The sequence below is a fragment of the Chlamydia pecorum E58 genome, assembly GCF_000204135.1.
Taxonomy (GTDB): domain Bacteria; phylum Chlamydiota; class Chlamydiia; order Chlamydiales; family Chlamydiaceae; genus Chlamydia; species Chlamydia pecorum.
In genome coordinates this window covers 997,320-1,014,261 of record NC_015408.1, presented here as the reverse complement: position 1 = coordinate 1,014,261, position 16,942 = coordinate 997,320, and the positions used below count along the sequence as shown (strand labels likewise).

Sequence of the window (16,942 nt, the reverse complement as noted above, 5' to 3'; positions counted from 1 at the left end):
CTGTATCTTCGATCACTGGTTCATGGTTTTCTAGATAAATGATAGGTTCTTTAGCGCGAAAGCTTTCTTCGATATTCTCTTCCTTAGCAACATCTCAGAGAATAACAGAGGAAAATATAGCAAGCTCTATTCGAGAAGTCCGTTTGGCGCTTTTAGACGCTGATGTATACTATCCCGTAGTAAAAGACTTTATTGCAAAAGTAAAGCAGAAAGTTATTGGAGAGAAGGTCTGGAAACATGTATCTCCCGGGCAGCAATTTATCCGTTGTTTGCACGAGGAGTTAACAACCCTTTTAGGAAACAGTGACAAAGAAGAGTTGATTATTCAGGGGAACCCTTCAGTAGTTCTTCTTTGTGGATTACAAGGAGCAGGAAAAACAACGACATGTGCTAAGCTGGCCTCTTATGTTATTGAAGAGGGCAAGGCAAAAAAGGTTTTGGTTGTTCCTTGCGATCGAAAGCGTTTTGCCGCTGTAGATCAATTAAAAACTCTAATTGCTCAAACACAAGCAGATTTATACCAGTCTGAGGGAGGAAATCCCGTAGAGATCACCAGGGAGGCATTAGAGTATGCAAAAGCGTATAATTACGATTTTGTTTTAATTGATACTGCAGGGCGTTTACATCTAGATGATGAGCTCATGAGTGAGCTTGCCTCTATACAGAAGGTATCTCAGGCTAAGGAGAGGCTTTTTGTAATGAATCTTGCTATGGGACAGGATGCCGTAGCTACAGCTCAAGCCTTTGATGATCTTTTAGATCTTACGGGCGTGATTATTTCAATGACAGATGGGGATGCTAGAGCTGGGGCCATTCTTTCTATGAAAAGTGTGCTAGGGAAGCCGATAAAGTTCGAAGGTTGTGGTGAGCGCATCCGAGATCTTCGTCTGTTTAACCCTGCTTCTATGGCGGATCGCATTTTAGGCATGGGAGACACGGTCAATCTTGTAAAGGAGATACGTCAGTGTATTTCTGAAGAAGAAGATCAGGAGTTAGGGAAAAAGTTAACGACAGCAACATTTACGTATAACGACTACTATAAGCAAATTCAAGCATTTCGTCGTCTTGGCCCTTTGAGAAAATTGATGAGCATGATGCCTAGGATGCATGGGGCTCAGCCTAGCGATCAAGATATCGAAGAGTCTGAACGACAAATGAAACATACTGAAGCGATAATCCTTTCTATGACGCCAGAAGAACGTGAAGAAAGGGTAGAGCTAGATATGAGCCGTATGAAAAGGATTGCCTCGGGTTGTGGCTTAACCTTGGGCGATGTGAACCGTTTTCGTAAGCATATGGCACAATCTAAAAAATTTTTTAAAGGCATGACTAAAGAAAAAATGGAACAAATGAAGAAAAAAATGTCTGGAGGCAGCCCGTGGCGTTAAAAATTCGTTTAAGACAGCAGGGATGTAGAAATCATGTTGTATATAGATTGGTGCTCGCAGATGTCGAGTCTCCTCGTGATGGTAAATATATAGAACTTTTAGGTTGGTACGATCCTCATAAGGATGAAAGCTATCATTTAAAGAGCGAACGAATTTTTTATTGGTTATCACAAGGTGCAGAGCTTACCGAGAAAGTCGAAGCATTGGTTAAGCAAGGAGCCCCAGGAGTTTATAGCGAATATCTTGCTAAAAAAGCGAATCGACGAGCTGTCTTGTGTAAGAAGCGCAGAGAATATCGTAAGCGACGCGCACAAAAACGAGCAGCAGCAAACATTTCTGCAAATTAACCTGGTGGGGAATGGAGATTGACGTACTATCTTTATTCCCAGAGTATTTTGATAGTCCTTTGCAAACGAGTATTTTAGGCAAGGCTATTGAAAAAGAATTGCTTGTTATCCGAAATCGTAATTTGCGTGATTTTGGAGTAGGCAAATGGAAGCAGGTAGACGATGAGTCTTTTGGCGAGAGTGGGATGCTTCTTATGGCTCAACCTGTAGTTCAAGCAATAAGAAGCGTAAAAAGGAAGTGCTCTAGGGTGATATATCTTTCTCCTCAAGGTGCTTTGTTGACTGCAGAAAAAAGTCGAGAGCTTGCAAAAGAGTCGCACCTGGTGTTGCTCTGTGGACACTATGAAGGAATAGATGAGCGAGCCATAGAGAGCGAAGTGCATGAAGAAATTAGTATAGGAGATTATGTTCTAACTAATGGGGGGCTTGCAGCTTTGGTTTTAATTGATTCTCTATGTCGGTTTATTCCTGGGGTTTTAGGGAATCAAGAGAGTGCAGAAAGCGACTCTTTAGAAAAAAGTTTATTAAAAGGTCCGCAGTACACTAGGCCAAGGGTATTTGAAGGCAAGAAGGTGCCCGAAGTGTTGTTAGGAGGAAACCATAAGGAGATTTCTTTATGGAGAAAGCGTGTAAGTTTGGAAAGGACGCGTCAGAGGCGTCTAGATCTTTATATGCGTAGCTTTTATACTCGTAGCAGGGTTCCTGAGGAGCGGGAAGAAAAGTATTCTGAAAGAGAAGGATTAGAGAGAGTTTTTATAGTTCTTGAAGTTGAAAAATTAAAACGAGCCAAAACTTTTTATTCGAAAGTTTTCGGCTTAAAGTTCTCAGACGGTGATAGCATGTGTTTATCGGATTTTAGAGGGACTTTTTTATGGCTTCGGGAAGTGGGGGAACAGGTAATTCCGCTAAAAACATTTGCTTTGCAGTTTGTAAATGAAAGCGTCTTTATCCGCATTTTAGAAAAGTGGGAGCTTCTAGGGGGCATAATAGAAAAACAAGTGCATGCAAGCGCTTCGATAGTTCGTGCTCAAGATATGGACGGGCATACGTGGGAGCTTTCTTTACGTAAAAGTATAGAGTAAAAATAAGTGAATTTAGGTGGTTTGATGGGAAATTTACTCAGAGATTTAGAGCAAGAACAGTGTAGGAATGATCTTGTAGACTTCAGAGTAGGAGATACGATTCGTGTGGCAACGAAGATTTCTGAAGGTGGTAAAGAGCGGGTGCAAGTTTTCCAAGGCACTGTTATGGCAAGAAAAGGCGGGGGAGCCGGAGAAACAGTTTCTTTACATCGTGTAGCTTATGGCGAAGGTATGGAGAAAAATTTCTTACTTCATAGTCCTAAGATTGTCAGTATTGAAGTTGTCAAAAGAGGTAAGGTTGCTCGTGCTCGGCTATTTTACTTAAGAGGAAAAACTGGTAAGGCTGCAAAAGTCAAAGAGTTAGTCGGTTCTCGTCCTGAAAAGAAAAAGTAAATTTTTGACGAAAGAGTTTTTGAGTTCTCGAATCGATTGTAATTAGAGCTTCTAGTACGTATGGTGACTATCGATAATGGTAAGGACGCGTGTTTTTTTAATGATGGCTTTTGAACGGGAGTTAGCTCAGGAAGGGTTTACTTTAGTTGCTGGAGTAGATGAAGCTGGAAGAGGGCCTTTAGCCGGTCCTGTTGTTGCTGGAGCGTGTATCTTGCCTAAGAATAAGGTGTTTCTAGGAATCAATGATAGTAAACAGCTAACTCCGAAACAAAGAGGTTTAATTCGGGAGACTCTGCTTTGTGATTCTGAGGTGATTTCTGGAATTGGAGTAGTTTCTGTAGAGAGAATAGATGAGATTAATATTTTAGAAGCTACAAAAGAAGCTATGCATCAAGCGATAGCTTCTTTATCTCTTGTTCCTGATTTTCTTCTTGTTGATGGGTTACATCTTTCTCATAGGGTTCCTTGTAAAAAAATTATAAAAGGAGACGCAAGGTCGGCATCTATAGCTGCAGCTTCGATTTTAGCAAAAGAGCATAGAGATGATTTGATGAGAGATCTGCATCAGAAGTATCCTGAATATGGTTTTGATAAACACAAGGGCTATGGAACAGCGGCTCATATGGAGGCTTTGCGACGTTATGGAGCTAGCCCATGTCATCGGAGAAGTTTCTCTCCAGTAAAGCTCGTGTGTGGTAGTAAATGAATACGCAACTCCTCCATCCTTTTTCTCAAGATTCTAAATCCTACTCGCCAAAACTTTTTACTATCAGTGCGCCTGCTGGTTCGGGGAAAACAACCTTAGTAAAAATGTTGGAACAAGAATTTCCATATTCTTTTCAGAAGACTTTATCGATGACAACAAGGAAACCCCGAAAAGGAGAAGTCTCTGGAGAGGACTATCTTTTTGTTTCGAGTGAGGAGTTTCAAGAGCTTGTAGCTAAAGGGGCTTTTCTTGAATGGATCTTTTTATTTGGAGAATATTACGGTACCACAAGGTTAGAGATAGAAAGAATCTGGGCTTTGGGGAAGCATGCGATTGCAGTAATTGATGTTCAAGGGGCTATGGCAATTCGCCAAAAAATGCCTAGTGTGTCAATATTTATTGCCCCCCCGTCTAAGGAGGAGTTAGAACGCCGCTTGGATAAACGTGGTTCCGAAGAGGTTCTGCAAAGGAAAGAGCGGCTAGAGCATAGCACGAAAGAACTTGCTATGGTGAATCAGTTTGATTATGTCATTGTAAATGATCACTTAGAGCTAGCGTATCGGATTTTAAAGAGTATTTTTATAGCTGAGGAACACAGGAATAATTTATGACCAATAAAAATCGTTTAACAAATGAGAAGTTAAACTTACTTTTCGAAAGTCCTTTTAGTCTTGTGAATTATGCGATTAAGCAAGCAAAGAATAAAATCGCTAAAGGAGATGTGCGCTCTTCTAATGTAGCTATTGAAACTTTAGCATTGTTAGATCGAGAAGGTATCCAAGAAGATCTTATTGAAGAAGTAGTAATTTCAGAGCCAATTGCTTCTATGGAGAAAGTTCGAGAAGGAACGCCTAGTAGGAAAAAAGACCTCTCAGCATACACTTGGAGTGACGTTAAGTAATTTTTATGCGTGTACTTATTACCTCTGCATTGCCATACGCAAATGGTCCCTTGCATTTTGGACATATTACAGGTGCATATTTACCTGCAGATGCATATGCAAGATTTTGTCGTCTTTTAGGAGATGAAGTTTTGTATCTCTGCGGTTCTGACGAATATGGGATTGCCATTACCTTAAATGCAGAGCGCGCAGGAATGGGGTATCAAGAGTATATAGATGTGTATCACAAATTGCACAAAGATACTTTTGAAAAGCTCAATATCTCCTTAGATTTTTTCTCTAGAACCACTAACACCTTTCATGAGGGGGTTGTCCAGAGTTTTTATCAGTGTTTACAAAAACATGGGCTTATCGAAAATTGTTTTTCCCAACAGCTCTATTCTGAAGAGGAGTCTCGTTTTCTTGCAGATCGTTATGTTGAAGGGGAGTGCCCTAAGTGTGGGTTTGATAGAGCACGAGGAGATGAATGTCAGAAATGCGGAGCAGATTACGAAGCCATAGATCTTCTTTATCCTAAATCTAAGCTTTCTGGAGCAGCTTTGGTATTGAAAGAGACAGAGCATGCTTACTTTCACTTGGAGAAAATGAAAGAGCCTCTCTTGTCTTTTATTCAGGGGTGTAACTTACGTGAGCATGTGCGTAAGTTTGTCGTAGACTATATTAAAAATTTACGTCCAAGAGCGATTACTCGGGATCTTTCTTGGGGAGTTTCTGTCCAGGATTTCCCTAATAAAGTTTTTTATGTGTGGTTTGATGCTCCTATTGGCTACATTAGCGGAAGTATGGATTGGGCTGCTTCTCAGGGGGATCCAGAGGCATGGAAGCGATTTTGGTTAGAAGAAGATGTGAAATATGTACAGTTTATAGGTAAGGATAACCTTCCTTTTCACGCTGTGATCTTTCCCGCAATGGAGATGGGGCAGGATCTCCCTTACAAAAAGGCTGATGCGATAGTGTCCTCGGAGTTTTATTTATTAGAGGGGGAGCAATTTAGCAAGTCTGAGGGGAACTATGTAGATATTGATGCGTTTTTAGATTCCTATTCTGTAGATCAACTCCGTTATGTTTTAGCTGCTACAGCTCCAGAGAGTGCAGACAGTGAGTTTACTTTTTTGGATTTTAAAACCCGTTGTAATTCTGAGCTTGTAGGGAAGTTTGGGAATTTTATTAATCGGGTATTGGCTTTTGCTGAGAAAAACCAGTTTGTAGAGTTACGGTGCCCATCAGATCTTATGGAGGGTGATAAGCAGTTTCTGAAAGAAGCTCAGGACTTGGTAGACAAAGCTAAATCTTGCTATGAAAGATATAGCTTGCGCAGTGCATGTTCTGCAATTATGGAACTTGCGGCTCTTGGGAATGTTTATTTCAACAATCAGGCTCCTTGGAAGCTCTTGAAAGAGGGCTCTCGTTCTCGAGTAGAGACCATTTTGTTTTGTTCGTGTTTTTGCCAGAAGCTCTTGGCATTAATTGCCTACCCTATTTTACCTAAAAGTGCTACGGAAATTTGGGAGATGCTTTCTCCTCGATCTTTGAAATCTCATAGTGTGAATTCTTCCCAGGCTTGTGGTTTATGGAATCATGAGTTTTTAGAGTTTACGAAAGAGCATTTTGAACTACGTTCACCGAGATTGCTATTTACAACAGTAGATTAGCATGTACTATGTCGTGGGGGGAACGCTAGCTTCTCTCTTTTCCTCCAAAAAACACTAAATTTTTTTATTTTAAAATGCTGTGTCGAGATCCTCTTGATATTCTTCTATGTCTTTAGGGGTGTCTAGGATGTTTAATGCTTTGACAAGTCCCGTGCAGCGGTGTTGTACTTTGTTGTTTTTTGTTGCGATCGCAATGGCTTTTTTTGTCCCAACAAGAATGACGAGTTGTTTTCCCCTTGTGATCGCAGTATAAAGGAGATTGCGGTAGAGCATCATGAAATGTGAAGTATGAATAGGGATGATAATACAGGGACTTTCGCTTCCTTGGTATTTGTGTACGGAAGTGGCATATGCTAAAACAAGATCATCCAATTCTGTAAAAGAATAGGAGACATATCTTTCTTCCATTTTCACGACAAGTCTCCTGTCTTTGAAATTGAGCTCTGAGATGTAGCCAATATCTCCATTGAAGACTTCTTTATTATAGTTATTGCGGATTTGCATCACTTTGTCCCCAATAGCATAAGAGTGCAACTTCCCTTGAAAGTGCGTTTTTTGAGGATTTAACGCAGCCTTAAGCTCTTTGTTGAGGTTGTGGATTCCTAAGATCCCTTTTTTCATCGGAGCGAGAATTTGGATATCCTTAGGATAGATATGGTACTTCTTTGGGACAAATTGCGTGGTAAGGAACAGTATATGCTCTAAGGCTTCCTGAGGATCTTCCTTTTGGAAAAATAAAAAATCTTTCCGCCCAGATTCCGAATAGAGCATGGGAAACTCTCCTTCATTTACTCTGTGGGCATTGATAATAATTCCAGAGTTATGCACCTGACGGAAAATCTCATTGAGCTCGGTGACGCTAATTTTATGGGAGTTAATGAGGTCTTTAAGGATATGCCCAGGCCCAATACTGGGAAGCTGATGTACATCACCGATGAGAATAAGAATAGCATGATCTGGAAGAGCTTTGAGGAGGTGATAGAGAAGATAGGTATCCATCATTCCAGATTCATCTACGATAATAAGATCGCAATCTATAGGGTTGTCACTATTCTTGCGGAAGGATTTGGTCTTGAAATCATATTGCAGCAGGGTGTGGATAGTCACAGAGTGCTTATGTGTGATTTCCGTCATGCGCTTTGTAGCTTTCCCTGTAGGAGCTGTAAGAATGATCTTATAAGTGACCTGCTCAAAGATTTTTAAGATCGCCTGGGTAATAGTACTTTTTCCAGTTCCTGGCCCTCCAGTGATGATGTGGAGCTTCTCTGAAAAACACGCCTTAACAGCTTCTTTTTGTTTTAGAGCCAAGTTAAGATTAAGGTTTTCCTCTACCCAAGCTATGGCTTTATCTCCATCTATAGGGCGGATCTTTCTTGAAGAATAAAGGATCCTTTTTAAATCCCCAGCAATTGTGTGTTCTGCAAGATAGAGGTAGCGTGTCCATACATGAAGGATCCCATCAATCTCATGGACACATAAAGACTTGCTTTCTTGCATCTGAGAGATTTGTGCAAGGATATCCTCATGATGGATAAGCTTTGTTGGGAGATCTTGGTTTAGAAGCTTTGTAACAATCTCCGCAAGCGCCTGAATGGGATAGCAGGTATGGCCTTCTTCCTGAAGTTCTTCTAAGCAGTGTTGTATTCCTGCACATAAACGACTACGGGAATTTGGAGGAATACCCAAACGCATGGCGATAAAGTCTGCAGTTTTAAAGCCTATTCCTTCGATCTCCCGAGCAAGAAGGAAGGGATCCTCGCAGATCTTTTCTATAGATTTCTCTTGATATTTCTTAAAGATCCTGACGCCATAGTGGATAGCAATATTGTATTGCTGTAGAAAGAGCAGTGTAGATCTAAGTGTTCTTTGTTCATGGAGTTGTTGACATAGGCTCTCTACGCGGGCTTTGCTAATTCCGGGGACTTCAATAAGGCGTTCTGGAGTGAGGTCTAGGACATTTAGGGTTTCCGTTTGGAAGGTTTCAATGATTTTTGTCGCTAGTTTTGGACCGATCCCCTTGATAAGCTTGGAGGTCAGGTAATTAAATACTCCCCGAGTTTCATAGGGCTTAGGAAGATCATACTTTTCAATTTGGAAGTATTTTCCAAGATTTGGTGTTTGGCACCACTCCCCATAAAGATGTAAAAGAGTTCCCAGCTGCTGAAAAACTTGAGGGAGTTGCCCTCTAACAAGAACAACCTCTTCCTTATGAGGGATTTTCACATGTGCGGTAAGATCCCCAGATTGTGGATCTTCAACTAAGATTCGCTCTATGTTGCCGTAGATTTTCTCCATAGAACTTTTTTTATTTGACTTCAGTGGAATCCTAGGAGAACTAGGTAAAGTTCTTATAAGGTAATAATTATGAAATTTTTAATCCACTAGTTCTTAGGAGTTATTCAAGAGAATATTTAGAAGTTTCTTCTTGGGTATTTCTTTTTTTCTTTCCGAATAGGATAAGACTCAAGAGACTCCCCCCTAACATTAAAGTAATTCCTATGCCTTCGAGAAATTTCGGAAAGCTTTGAGCATAAAGATAAGAAAGAATTAAGCCAAAAATGGGTTCGAAAATTAGCATCGTGCCAAGTAAGGATGGAGACAAATGGCGGCTAACCTTGTTCCAAGAGGTAATAGCTAATGCTGAAGAAAATACTCCCATCGTAGCGCATAACCCAGCAAAAACAAAACGCTGAGACATGGGATAGGAAGTTAGTACTGTGCTAATATGGGTAATTCCGCACGCATCGAAAATAATAATTAAAGGTAAACATACAACCAATGCTGTGATCCCCAGAAGGTGACAAAGATTTTCAGGGGACAGGCTCGGATTTTTTTCCAAAAGCTTTTGATTATAGATAACGTATATTACCCAGAGCCCTGTTGAGAATAGCGCTGCTCCGACTCCAAAGATGTACTGAAGGGGAGTTGCTGTAACTGAGGAAGTATGGAGATCTGAGATATGGGTAAGGACAACCCCAGAAAAGGTAATGCAGCTAATGATAAATAGGAGGATTCCGGAGAGTTCTTTTTGTTTTATATTTGAAAAACAAAGTATAACTATAGGGGCAAGCCCTACAATCATTACCGTCAGAGCTGATCCGACGTAGCGTATTGCTATAGTAACCCCGAAGTAATAGACGGGGTTGATCAGAAACGACCATAATAACATGGCGGACCAAGTTTTCAAAGGAGTTTCTCTGAAAATCCTTCGGTTTGTCGCTAAACAGGTAATCAGAGAAAAAATCCCAAATGTGGTATAACGTGTCAGAACAATATCTAGTTCTCCAAATGTTTGAAGAAGGTTGGGGATAACAAAAACAATGCCCCAATAAAAACAAGAAACGAGTCCGTAGAAGATTCCTTTGGATATGCTTTGTGTAGAGGAGACCTGATGTTGACTGGAAAACATGGCGTTTGGACCTAATTTAGAATAAGGCTTTCACAATTTTATCATAATAAGGATTTTTGTGGATCACCTGCTTCCTATAATATTTCTTGATTTTTGTTTGTAGATATGAGCTCAGTAAAGCAAACTCGGATCTTGGTTTATTCTGATACAGGAGTCTCTCCATACTATCTTCGGCATACATTGCGTTTTCTTAAGGAAGGCCTTGCTTCACTAGGAATAGAACAAGAGATCCTTCGTGTTGATGGCCAGTTTATCCTTTATGATCCTGTTTGGGAAGAAACTACGAGTCTTTTGATTTTCCCAGGAGGAGCGGATAGGCCCTATCATAAAAAGCTTCATGGTTTAGGTACAGCGCGTATATCAGAATATGTCCGTCACGGCGGCAGATATTTAGGAATCTGCGCAGGGGCATATTTTGGAGCTAAGGAGCTGTACTTTGAAGAGCCTGACGGCAATGTTCTTTCTGGAGTCCGCGATTTAGGTTTTTTTCCTGGAATGGCTAAGGGGCCTGCCTATGGAAACCTTTTCTCCTATACTTGTCCTATTGGAGTTAGAGCTTCAAAGCAAATATTTTCCGAATTTGGGGATGGCTGGGCCCTATTTAATGGGGGATGTTTCTTCATGGCTCCAGAAACCCATCCAGAAATCTATATAGAAGCTCGCTATAGTGATATTGAAGGGCAGCCTGCAAGTATCATATCTCGACGTTTTGGCAATGGGCTTGCGGTCCTTTCTGGCCCTCACATTGAGTATCTGCCTCATTACTGTAGTCAACCTCAAGAAAATGTTAAGAAAGCTAGAGAAATCCTACAAAAAGAATCGCAGACGCTTGATTGCTATCGTAAGAATCTTTTGTTAAGACTTTTATTTTAAAGTTTACGCTTGCTTGCTGTAATTACGTATAAGATTTAGAAATTCAGGATGCATATTCATATTAGAAAGCATTAGAGCTTCTATAGCAAGGTCTGTTGTGCTATGTCCTCTTATTAAGTTAAAGGGAGCATGGAGGCTGCTGTAACAATTTTTCTCGACCCAGTGTTTCCAATACTCCTTAGGGGAGAGGATATGGTTACTATATTGCGCTTGTTCTAGGGCAGCGAACAAAGCCAACCACTCAATATGTTGGACAGTGCTATTTGTGCTGTTTCTTCCAAGAGGTTGGATTACAAGAAGAGAAGTCCCTAGATTTTGTAAAAGTGCTGTGTAGTAAAGAAGGAAACTTTCTCGAAATACCTTGTATAAAATTTCTTCTTGAGTGCTCCCTTGCTCGAGAATTTCCATATTTGAGGAAATCACCATGAAGTCTTCTCGATCTAATGTAGACGACTCCTCGACTTCATTTCTTCTTAGGAGGCTCCCTGCATATCCTTTCGTAATGCCTGTAGCTAAGATTTGTTCTAGGTAGGTTACTTTTAGGGAGTCATCTATCTCATTTTTCAATTGTTGTATTTCGGCATTAGAATCTAAGGTGAGAATCACATCAAAATCTACCCTAGGACTTGTAAGAATCCCTCCTTCTGGAGTGTCTTGATATTCCCAAGTATTTAACGCGCATTTTAATAGAAAAGCTGGATCTTTAAGAAATATTGCTGCCCATTCTTGCATATTTGGGAACAATTGCTCCTTTTCTTTCACTTCAGAGGCTATTAAAGCGGCTTCTTTTGCAATAGAGACAATTCTTTGAAGGGATGTCGTGGGCGTATTTTTAGGAAGAATGGGCTGAGATAGCAGCTCTATTTTTGCAGAGCGCTGTTTTAATTTATCTCGAAGTAGCAGCAGAAGAATTACACAGATAATACACAAACCAACAGTTGCTATAGAGGCAAATACTAGGATTGGTGAGAGCAGTAAAGAAGTTAAAGATAAAATACAGGAAACAATGGAAACAAATATAATACTACAGGTGAGTACTGGAAGCAGAACTTTTTTCTCAGAAAATGCCTTGATGTACTGGAAACAGCATTCCTTCGTACCTTTAATAACTGGAGAAGGGGCAATCTGTGATACCATGTTGCCATTCCCGAAAAGAAGTTAAAAAGACTCCGGAGGATGGGTTCGAACCAACGACCAATGGATTAACAGTCCACTGCTCTACCGCTGAGCTACTCCGGAACAGCTTTATAGCCAAAAATGCTATAAAAAGATCAAAGAAAAGTCAAGATATTTCGGAGTGATGTTTAGTCGGATTCATCTGATGGAGGGGGGATTAGAGAAAGAGGAGGTCCCTTATGAATCCCATGATTTCTTCTGTAGGTTTTACATAGGGTGGTTTTTCTTTAATGTGGTCTTGAAATCCTGGGTATGTGGAGTAAAAGTATTCTCGAGATTGTTGTGCTAGTGGCTTCACAATATCTCCAGGTAGTCTGAGGTGGTATAGACTTTCTTCTACAGCAAGGTAAAGTAAAGAGGAGAGTGCAATGGAGGGGGTAGGTAGGGTTTTTGTGCTTTGGAATTCTAAAGAGGGAACAGCGAGAGGAGAGAAGTCTTTATTTTGCGAGCGTCCATGCATACGTGTGTTTACGAAGATGCAGCGCTTTATGAGTATGGGAGTTCTATCTATCTTTGAGGAAATCCCTTCTGTTGTTTTTGAGAGAGACTTTACAGGAAGAAGGTTTTTCCAAAGTAAGGACCAGTTTGTCTGGTTGTTGTCATCATATGGGAATATAGTAAAGTTTGTTCCGTGCACGAAGATATCAGAGATTTCAACTTTTTTTGCTAGCAGCATGGAAATAAGGGAGAAACGGATGTTGACATATTCCATTTCTGCTGCATAGGGGAAGCGATCAGAGGAGAGGAGATTATAGATACATAAATGGCGGATTTTAATTCCCGAAGTCTTTAGTGAAATACGTCCTACAGATACTTGAGTATGTAGTTGTGTCGATAGCCATGATTCTACCAGGCTTTCTTTTCTTAGCCAAAAGTAACCGACAATGCAACAACCTATAAAACATAGGTTTTTGATGAGTTTAAACATGTCTATACGTGAAGTTTAGTAATGTAATAGCTACGATAGAACATGAAGAAATAATTCAAAACGAAAAGGTCTCTTTTCTTCAAAAGAGAAAGAAAAGAGACCTTTGTAGTAAAAGCAAGATTTAAATGCTTTAGGACTAATAATCCATTCCTGCTCCTGGCATTGCAGGAACTGCTGGAGAGTGTTTCTCTTCAGGGATATCCGCAATTAATGCCTCTGTAGTTAAGAGAAGTCCTGCAACAGACGCTGCACTTTCCAATGCTGAGCGAGTAACTTTAGTAGGATCTAAAATTCCTGCTTCGATCATGTCTGTATAAGTATCTTTTAAAGCATCATAGCCTTCGTTCGCAGAGCGTTCTAAGACCTGCTGATAAATGATCGCTCCTTCTTTACCTGCATTAACTGCAATTTGTTTTAATGGAGCTGATAAGGATTTTAAGATAATACGAGCACCGATTTTCTCATCCTCATTTGTAAGTGTAGAAAGGAAGTTTTCCAAAGCAGGGATACAGCGGATCAATGCTGTTCCTCCACCAGGAAGAATTCCCTCTTCAACAGCAGCAAGCGTTGCATGTTGAGCATCATCTACACGGTCTTTTTTCTCTTTCATTTCAATTTCTGTAGCAGCACCAACGCGAATTACAGCAACTCCACCAGAAAGTTTTGCTAAGCGCTCTTGAAGTTTTTCTTTATCATAATCTGAAGTGCTATCTTCAATTTGCTTTTTAATATTTTCGCAACGAGCTTCAAGATCTGCTTTGTTTCCTAAACCTTCAACAATTGTAGTGTCTTCTTTCGTTACGATAACTTTTCGAGCTTTTCCTAGCATTGCCAATGTTGTATTTTCAAGCTTCATGCCAAGCTCTTCGCTTACCAACTGTCCACCTGTAAGAATTGCAATATCTTCGAGCATTGCTTTTCTTCGGTCACCAAAGCCAGGAGCTTTTACAGCACAGACTCTAAAGCCTGCTCGGATTCTATTAACAACTAAAGTGGCTAGAGCTTCACCTTCGATATCTTCTGCAATGATTAACAAAGGACGACCTGATTCTGCAACTTGCTGTAAAACAGGGAGAAAATCTTTAATTCCAGAAATTTTCTTATCGTAGATAAGAATATGAGCATCCTCTAATACACATTCTTGTGTTTCAGGATTTGTAGAGAAGTAACTAGAAAGATAACCGCGGTTGAAGTTCATTCCTTCAACAACGTCAAGTACAGTTTCAAAACCTTTAGCTTCTTCTACTGTAATAGACCCGTTTTTACCAACTTTTTCCATTGCCTCAGCAATAAGATTTCCAATTTCTGAGTCATTATTTGCGGAAATCGTAGCGACTTGAGCGATTTCTCTGTGATGTTGTACTGGCTTGCTAATATTTTTTAATTCGTCCACGACGAGTTTAACAGCTTTATCGATCCCTCGCTTAAGATCCATAGGGTTTGCCCCAGCTGTGACGTTTTTGAGGCCTTCACTGTAAATAGCTTCTGCAAGAACAGTTGCGGTTGTAGTTCCATCGCCAGCTTTGTCCGCCGTTTTGCTAGCAACTTCTTTAACCATTTGAGCTCCCATATTTTCATGTTTATCTTCGAGCTCAATTTCTTTAGCTACAGAAACTCCATCTTTAGTAACTTGAGGAGATCCAAAGCTTTTATCTATAACTACATGTCTTCCTTTAGGACCTAAGGTGACTTTTACAGCTTCTGCTAAGGTTTTTACTCCTTTATGAATTTTTTTTCTGGCTTCTTCGTTATATTTAATATTTTTTGCTGCCATCGTTGTGCTCCTTAACTTTTTCTTTAGATGAACGGTTTACTACTTGAGAATGGCCATAATCTCGGAGGATTGTAGAATAACATATTCTTCGCCATCGATGGTAATTTCTTGACCTGCATACTTATCCATTAAAATGGTGTCGCCAACTTTCACTTCAAAAGGAAGAACTTGGCCATCATCGTTACGTTTTCCTGTTCCTAAAACGAGGACTTCTGCTCTATCCTGCTTCTTCTTCGCTGTATCTGGTAAGATAATACCGCCTCGAGTAGAAGCATCTTCTTCTTCTCTTTTGACAAGAATTCTGTCTCCCAAGGGTTGAATTCGGAGAATCGTTGCTTGATCTGACATGTTATAAGCTCCTTATGTTTTACGTTCTAAGAGACTTCGTAAGTTTTGAAGCTACAATAGCAAAAGCTTCGTTTTTTAGCAATGTTTTTAGCGTTCTTGGGGTGAGAGTGCTAAAAACTTGCTTAGCTTAATGTCAGTAAGTGGGTTAAAGTGGCAATTTGTTTAGAAATAAACGAAAAAGCTTTTTGCATAGGAATTGCAGTTGTCATATCTACACCTGACTTCTTTAGAATATTTAGTGGATAGTCGGATCCGCCACTTTTTAAGAAAGTCATATAAAGTTCTAAGGCGTTTTCTTCTTGTGAAAGAACTTTTTCAGCAAAGCATAAAGCTGCGATAATTCCTGTTGCGTATTGATATACGTAAAAGTTGTAGTAGAAGTGGGGGATCCTTGCCCACTCAATAGAGGAGAGCTCGTCAAAAGTGACGATTTCACCATAAAATTGATGCTGTAGATTCCTATATGTTGTAGATAGAAATTCTTCTGTTAAAGGGATCCCTTTTTCTGCTGCTGTGTGGATTTCTAGTTCGAAAGCAGCAAAAAATACTTGGCGAAATAGAGTGGCGAATATCCTATCTAAAGACTCTGCAAGTGTAGAAATCTTCTCTTCTTTAGGTTGATCTTCTTTGAGAAGAGCTTCCATAAGAAGCATTTCATTAAAAGTGGAAGCAATCTCTGCTAAGAAGATAGGATATTGAGAGTCATGGAAGGGCTGAGCTTTTCTACTAAAATAAGAATGCATGCTGTGGCCAGCTTCGTGTGTAATTGTCGAAACATCACTAATCGTTCCTGAGTAATTCAACAGAATGTAGGGGAAGCTATCATAGCACCCTGAAGAATATGCTCCGGAACGCTTACTTTGGTTTTCGTATCTATCCACCCATCGCTCAGAAAGCAAACCATTGCGTAAAATTTCGACATACTCTTTTCCTAAGGGATGGAGGCTGGAGCAGACTAGATCTACACCTTCCTCATATGTATATCGCTTTTCCTCTACTGTGCTTATCGGGGCATAGACATCGTAAAAATGAAAATCTTGAAGCTTTAGTGCCTGTTTTTTCAAAGAAAAGTATTGTGAAATGAGATGGGTATGCTTTTTTGTTTCGTTGATAAGGTTAGTATATACAGATACAGGGATATTGTTGCCAAAAAGAGCTGCATCTAAGCAGGATGCATAATTCTTTGCTTTAGCAGCAAAAAGATGCGCCTGGACTTTCCCATTAAGAAGATTCGCAAAGGTATTACGGAAGTTATGATAGCGTTGGCATTGCGCTAGGTAGGTTGTGCGTCGCAATTCTCGATCTTGAGATTGCATATATAAAGAACTTAATGCATGGGATAAAGGATAGCTTTGTTCTTGAGAGTCTTGAGCGTGACCAAAGGGAATATCAGAGTCATTAAGAGCAGAGAATGCTTTATACGCAGTTTCCAAAGCCGCATAGGAGGAAGCTAGAATCTTTTCTTCATTTGGGGTCCCTGTATGGGGAGCTAAACGGAAGATTTTTTCTAAGTAGAAGCGATATTCTTTAAGGCGTGGGCTGGATAAGATTTTTTCAATTTTTTCTTGAGAAAGAGCAATAAGGCTAGGTTGAATCCAAGAGATTTCTTCAGAAAACAGCGTGTAGAGATAAGTAATGGATTTCAGATCTCCTACGGCCTCTTGATTAGTAATATCTTGATCATGCAGGAGATGAGCGTATGTGTAGAGCTTGTCTAGCTTTCTCTCTATAGAAAACATTTGTGTAAGAAGAGAGTGTAGAGAGTCGGGATTTTCAATATTATAATTAGAAGGGGAGAGCTCTGGCCAGATAGGAGAGCGGTCTCTTCTAGAAGAGCAGAGATCAAGATCTTGTTTCCATGCGTCTCTATTTGCATAAAGTGGCGAGAGGTCCCAACAGTCTTCTTGTGCTACTTCGTTTCTTTGTGGAGTATGCTTACGCTGTGTTTCTATTGCCATAAGATCC

General features: G+C 40.1%; 16 protein-coding genes and 1 tRNA gene. 9 read left to right on the top strand and 8 right to left on the bottom strand.

The annotated features are described in order from the left end of the window. The first annotated feature begins 38 nt into the window (after positions 1-38). The 8 genes from ffh to metG all read left to right on the top strand — a co-directional run bounded on the left by ffh (position 39) and on the right by metG (position 6,469). Positions 39-1,388, top strand: a complete 1,350-nt coding sequence (gene ffh, locus G5S_RS04485; protein WP_013713027.1) for a signal recognition particle protein — start codon at positions 39-41, stop codon at positions 1,386-1,388. Beyond that, positions 1,379-1,735 carry a 30S ribosomal protein S16 gene (locus G5S_RS04480; protein WP_013713026.1) on the top strand — a complete coding sequence of 119 codons (357 nt, stop codon included), beginning with the start codon at positions 1,379-1,381 and terminating at the stop codon, positions 1,733-1,735. Before ffh ends, G5S_RS04480 begins: the two co-directional genes overlap by 10 nt. Positions 1,736-1,746: 11 nt before the next feature. Next, positions 1,747-2,817: a tRNA (guanosine(37)-N1)-methyltransferase TrmD gene (trmD, locus tag G5S_RS04475; RefSeq protein WP_013713025.1), complete on the top strand. Its 1,071-nt coding sequence runs from the start codon at positions 1,747-1,749 to the stop codon at positions 2,815-2,817. A 24-nt stretch (positions 2,818-2,841) separates the two neighbouring features. After that, entirely contained in the window at positions 2,842-3,210 is a 369-nt protein-coding gene (rplS, locus tag G5S_RS04470; protein ID WP_013713024.1) for a 50S ribosomal protein L19, read from the top strand. A gap of 100 nt (positions 3,211-3,310) precedes the next feature. Next, positions 3,311-3,916 (top strand): ribonuclease HII, encoded by a 606-nt coding sequence (locus tag G5S_RS04465; RefSeq protein WP_148290073.1) that lies wholly within the window; start codon positions 3,311-3,313, stop codon positions 3,914-3,916. Then, on the top strand, positions 3,913-4,527 hold the full coding sequence (gmk, locus tag G5S_RS04460; RefSeq protein ID WP_013713022.1) for a guanylate kinase: 615 nt from the start codon (positions 3,913-3,915) through the stop codon (positions 4,525-4,527). The genes G5S_RS04465 and gmk overlap by 4 nt, the downstream gene beginning before the upstream one ends. Next, on the top strand, positions 4,524-4,817 hold the full coding sequence (locus G5S_RS04455; protein ID WP_013713021.1) for a hypothetical protein: 294 nt from the start codon (positions 4,524-4,526) through the stop codon (positions 4,815-4,817). The genes gmk and G5S_RS04455 overlap by 4 nt, the downstream gene beginning before the upstream one ends. 5 nt (positions 4,818-4,822) lie before the next feature. Further along, positions 4,823-6,469, top strand: a complete 1,647-nt coding sequence (gene metG, locus G5S_RS04450) for a methionine--tRNA ligase (RefSeq protein ID WP_013713019.1) — start codon at positions 4,823-4,825, stop codon at positions 6,467-6,469. Between the two features lie 69 nt (positions 6,470-6,538). Here the strand turns inward: metG and recD2 are convergent, their stop codons facing one another. Beyond that, the gene (recD2, locus tag G5S_RS04445; RefSeq protein WP_013713018.1) at positions 6,539-8,764 is read right to left on the bottom strand and encodes an SF1B family DNA helicase RecD2; all 2,226 of its coding nucleotides are present in this window, start codon (positions 8,762-8,764) and stop codon (positions 6,539-6,541) included. 100 nt (positions 8,765-8,864) lie between these two features. Then, positions 8,865-9,878 (bottom strand): DMT family transporter, encoded by a 1,014-nt coding sequence (locus tag G5S_RS04440; RefSeq protein ID WP_013713017.1) that lies wholly within the window; start codon positions 9,876-9,878, stop codon positions 8,865-8,867. A 105-nt stretch (positions 9,879-9,983) separates the two neighbouring features. On the opposite strand from G5S_RS04440, the gene G5S_RS04435 reads away from it, so the two are divergent. Further along, positions 9,984-10,751 (top strand): BPL-N domain-containing protein, encoded by a 768-nt coding sequence (locus G5S_RS04435; RefSeq protein ID WP_013713016.1) that lies wholly within the window; start codon positions 9,984-9,986, stop codon positions 10,749-10,751. 3 nt (positions 10,752-10,754) lie between these two features. Here G5S_RS04435 and G5S_RS04430 read toward each other — a convergent pair whose 3' ends face one another. The 6 genes from G5S_RS04430 to pepF form a co-directional block, all read right to left on the bottom strand. Continuing rightward, on the bottom strand, positions 10,755-11,888 hold the full coding sequence (locus G5S_RS04430; RefSeq protein WP_013713015.1) for a hypothetical protein: 1,134 nt from the start codon (positions 11,886-11,888) through the stop codon (positions 10,755-10,757). A gap of 30 nt (positions 11,889-11,918) precedes the next feature. Beyond that, positions 11,919-11,990 (bottom strand) — tRNA-Asn (locus G5S_RS04425). 94 nt (positions 11,991-12,084) lie between these two features. Next, complete coding sequence (locus G5S_RS04420) at positions 12,085-12,855, bottom strand: hypothetical protein (RefSeq protein WP_013713014.1); 771 nt, start codon at positions 12,853-12,855, stop codon at positions 12,085-12,087. Between the two features lie 136 nt (positions 12,856-12,991). Continuing rightward, entirely contained in the window at positions 12,992-14,629 is a 1,638-nt protein-coding gene (groL, locus tag G5S_RS04415) for a chaperonin GroEL (protein WP_013713013.1), read from the bottom strand. A 39-nt stretch (positions 14,630-14,668) separates the two neighbouring features. Next, positions 14,669-14,977 carry a co-chaperone GroES gene (locus tag G5S_RS04410; protein ID WP_013713012.1) on the bottom strand — a complete coding sequence of 103 codons (309 nt, stop codon included), beginning with the start codon at positions 14,975-14,977 and terminating at the stop codon, positions 14,669-14,671. Positions 14,978-15,099: 122 nt separating this feature from the next. Further along, entirely contained in the window at positions 15,100-16,935 is a 1,836-nt protein-coding gene (gene pepF, locus G5S_RS04405; protein WP_041467106.1) for an oligoendopeptidase F, read from the bottom strand. Positions 16,936-16,942 lie beyond the last annotated feature (7 nt).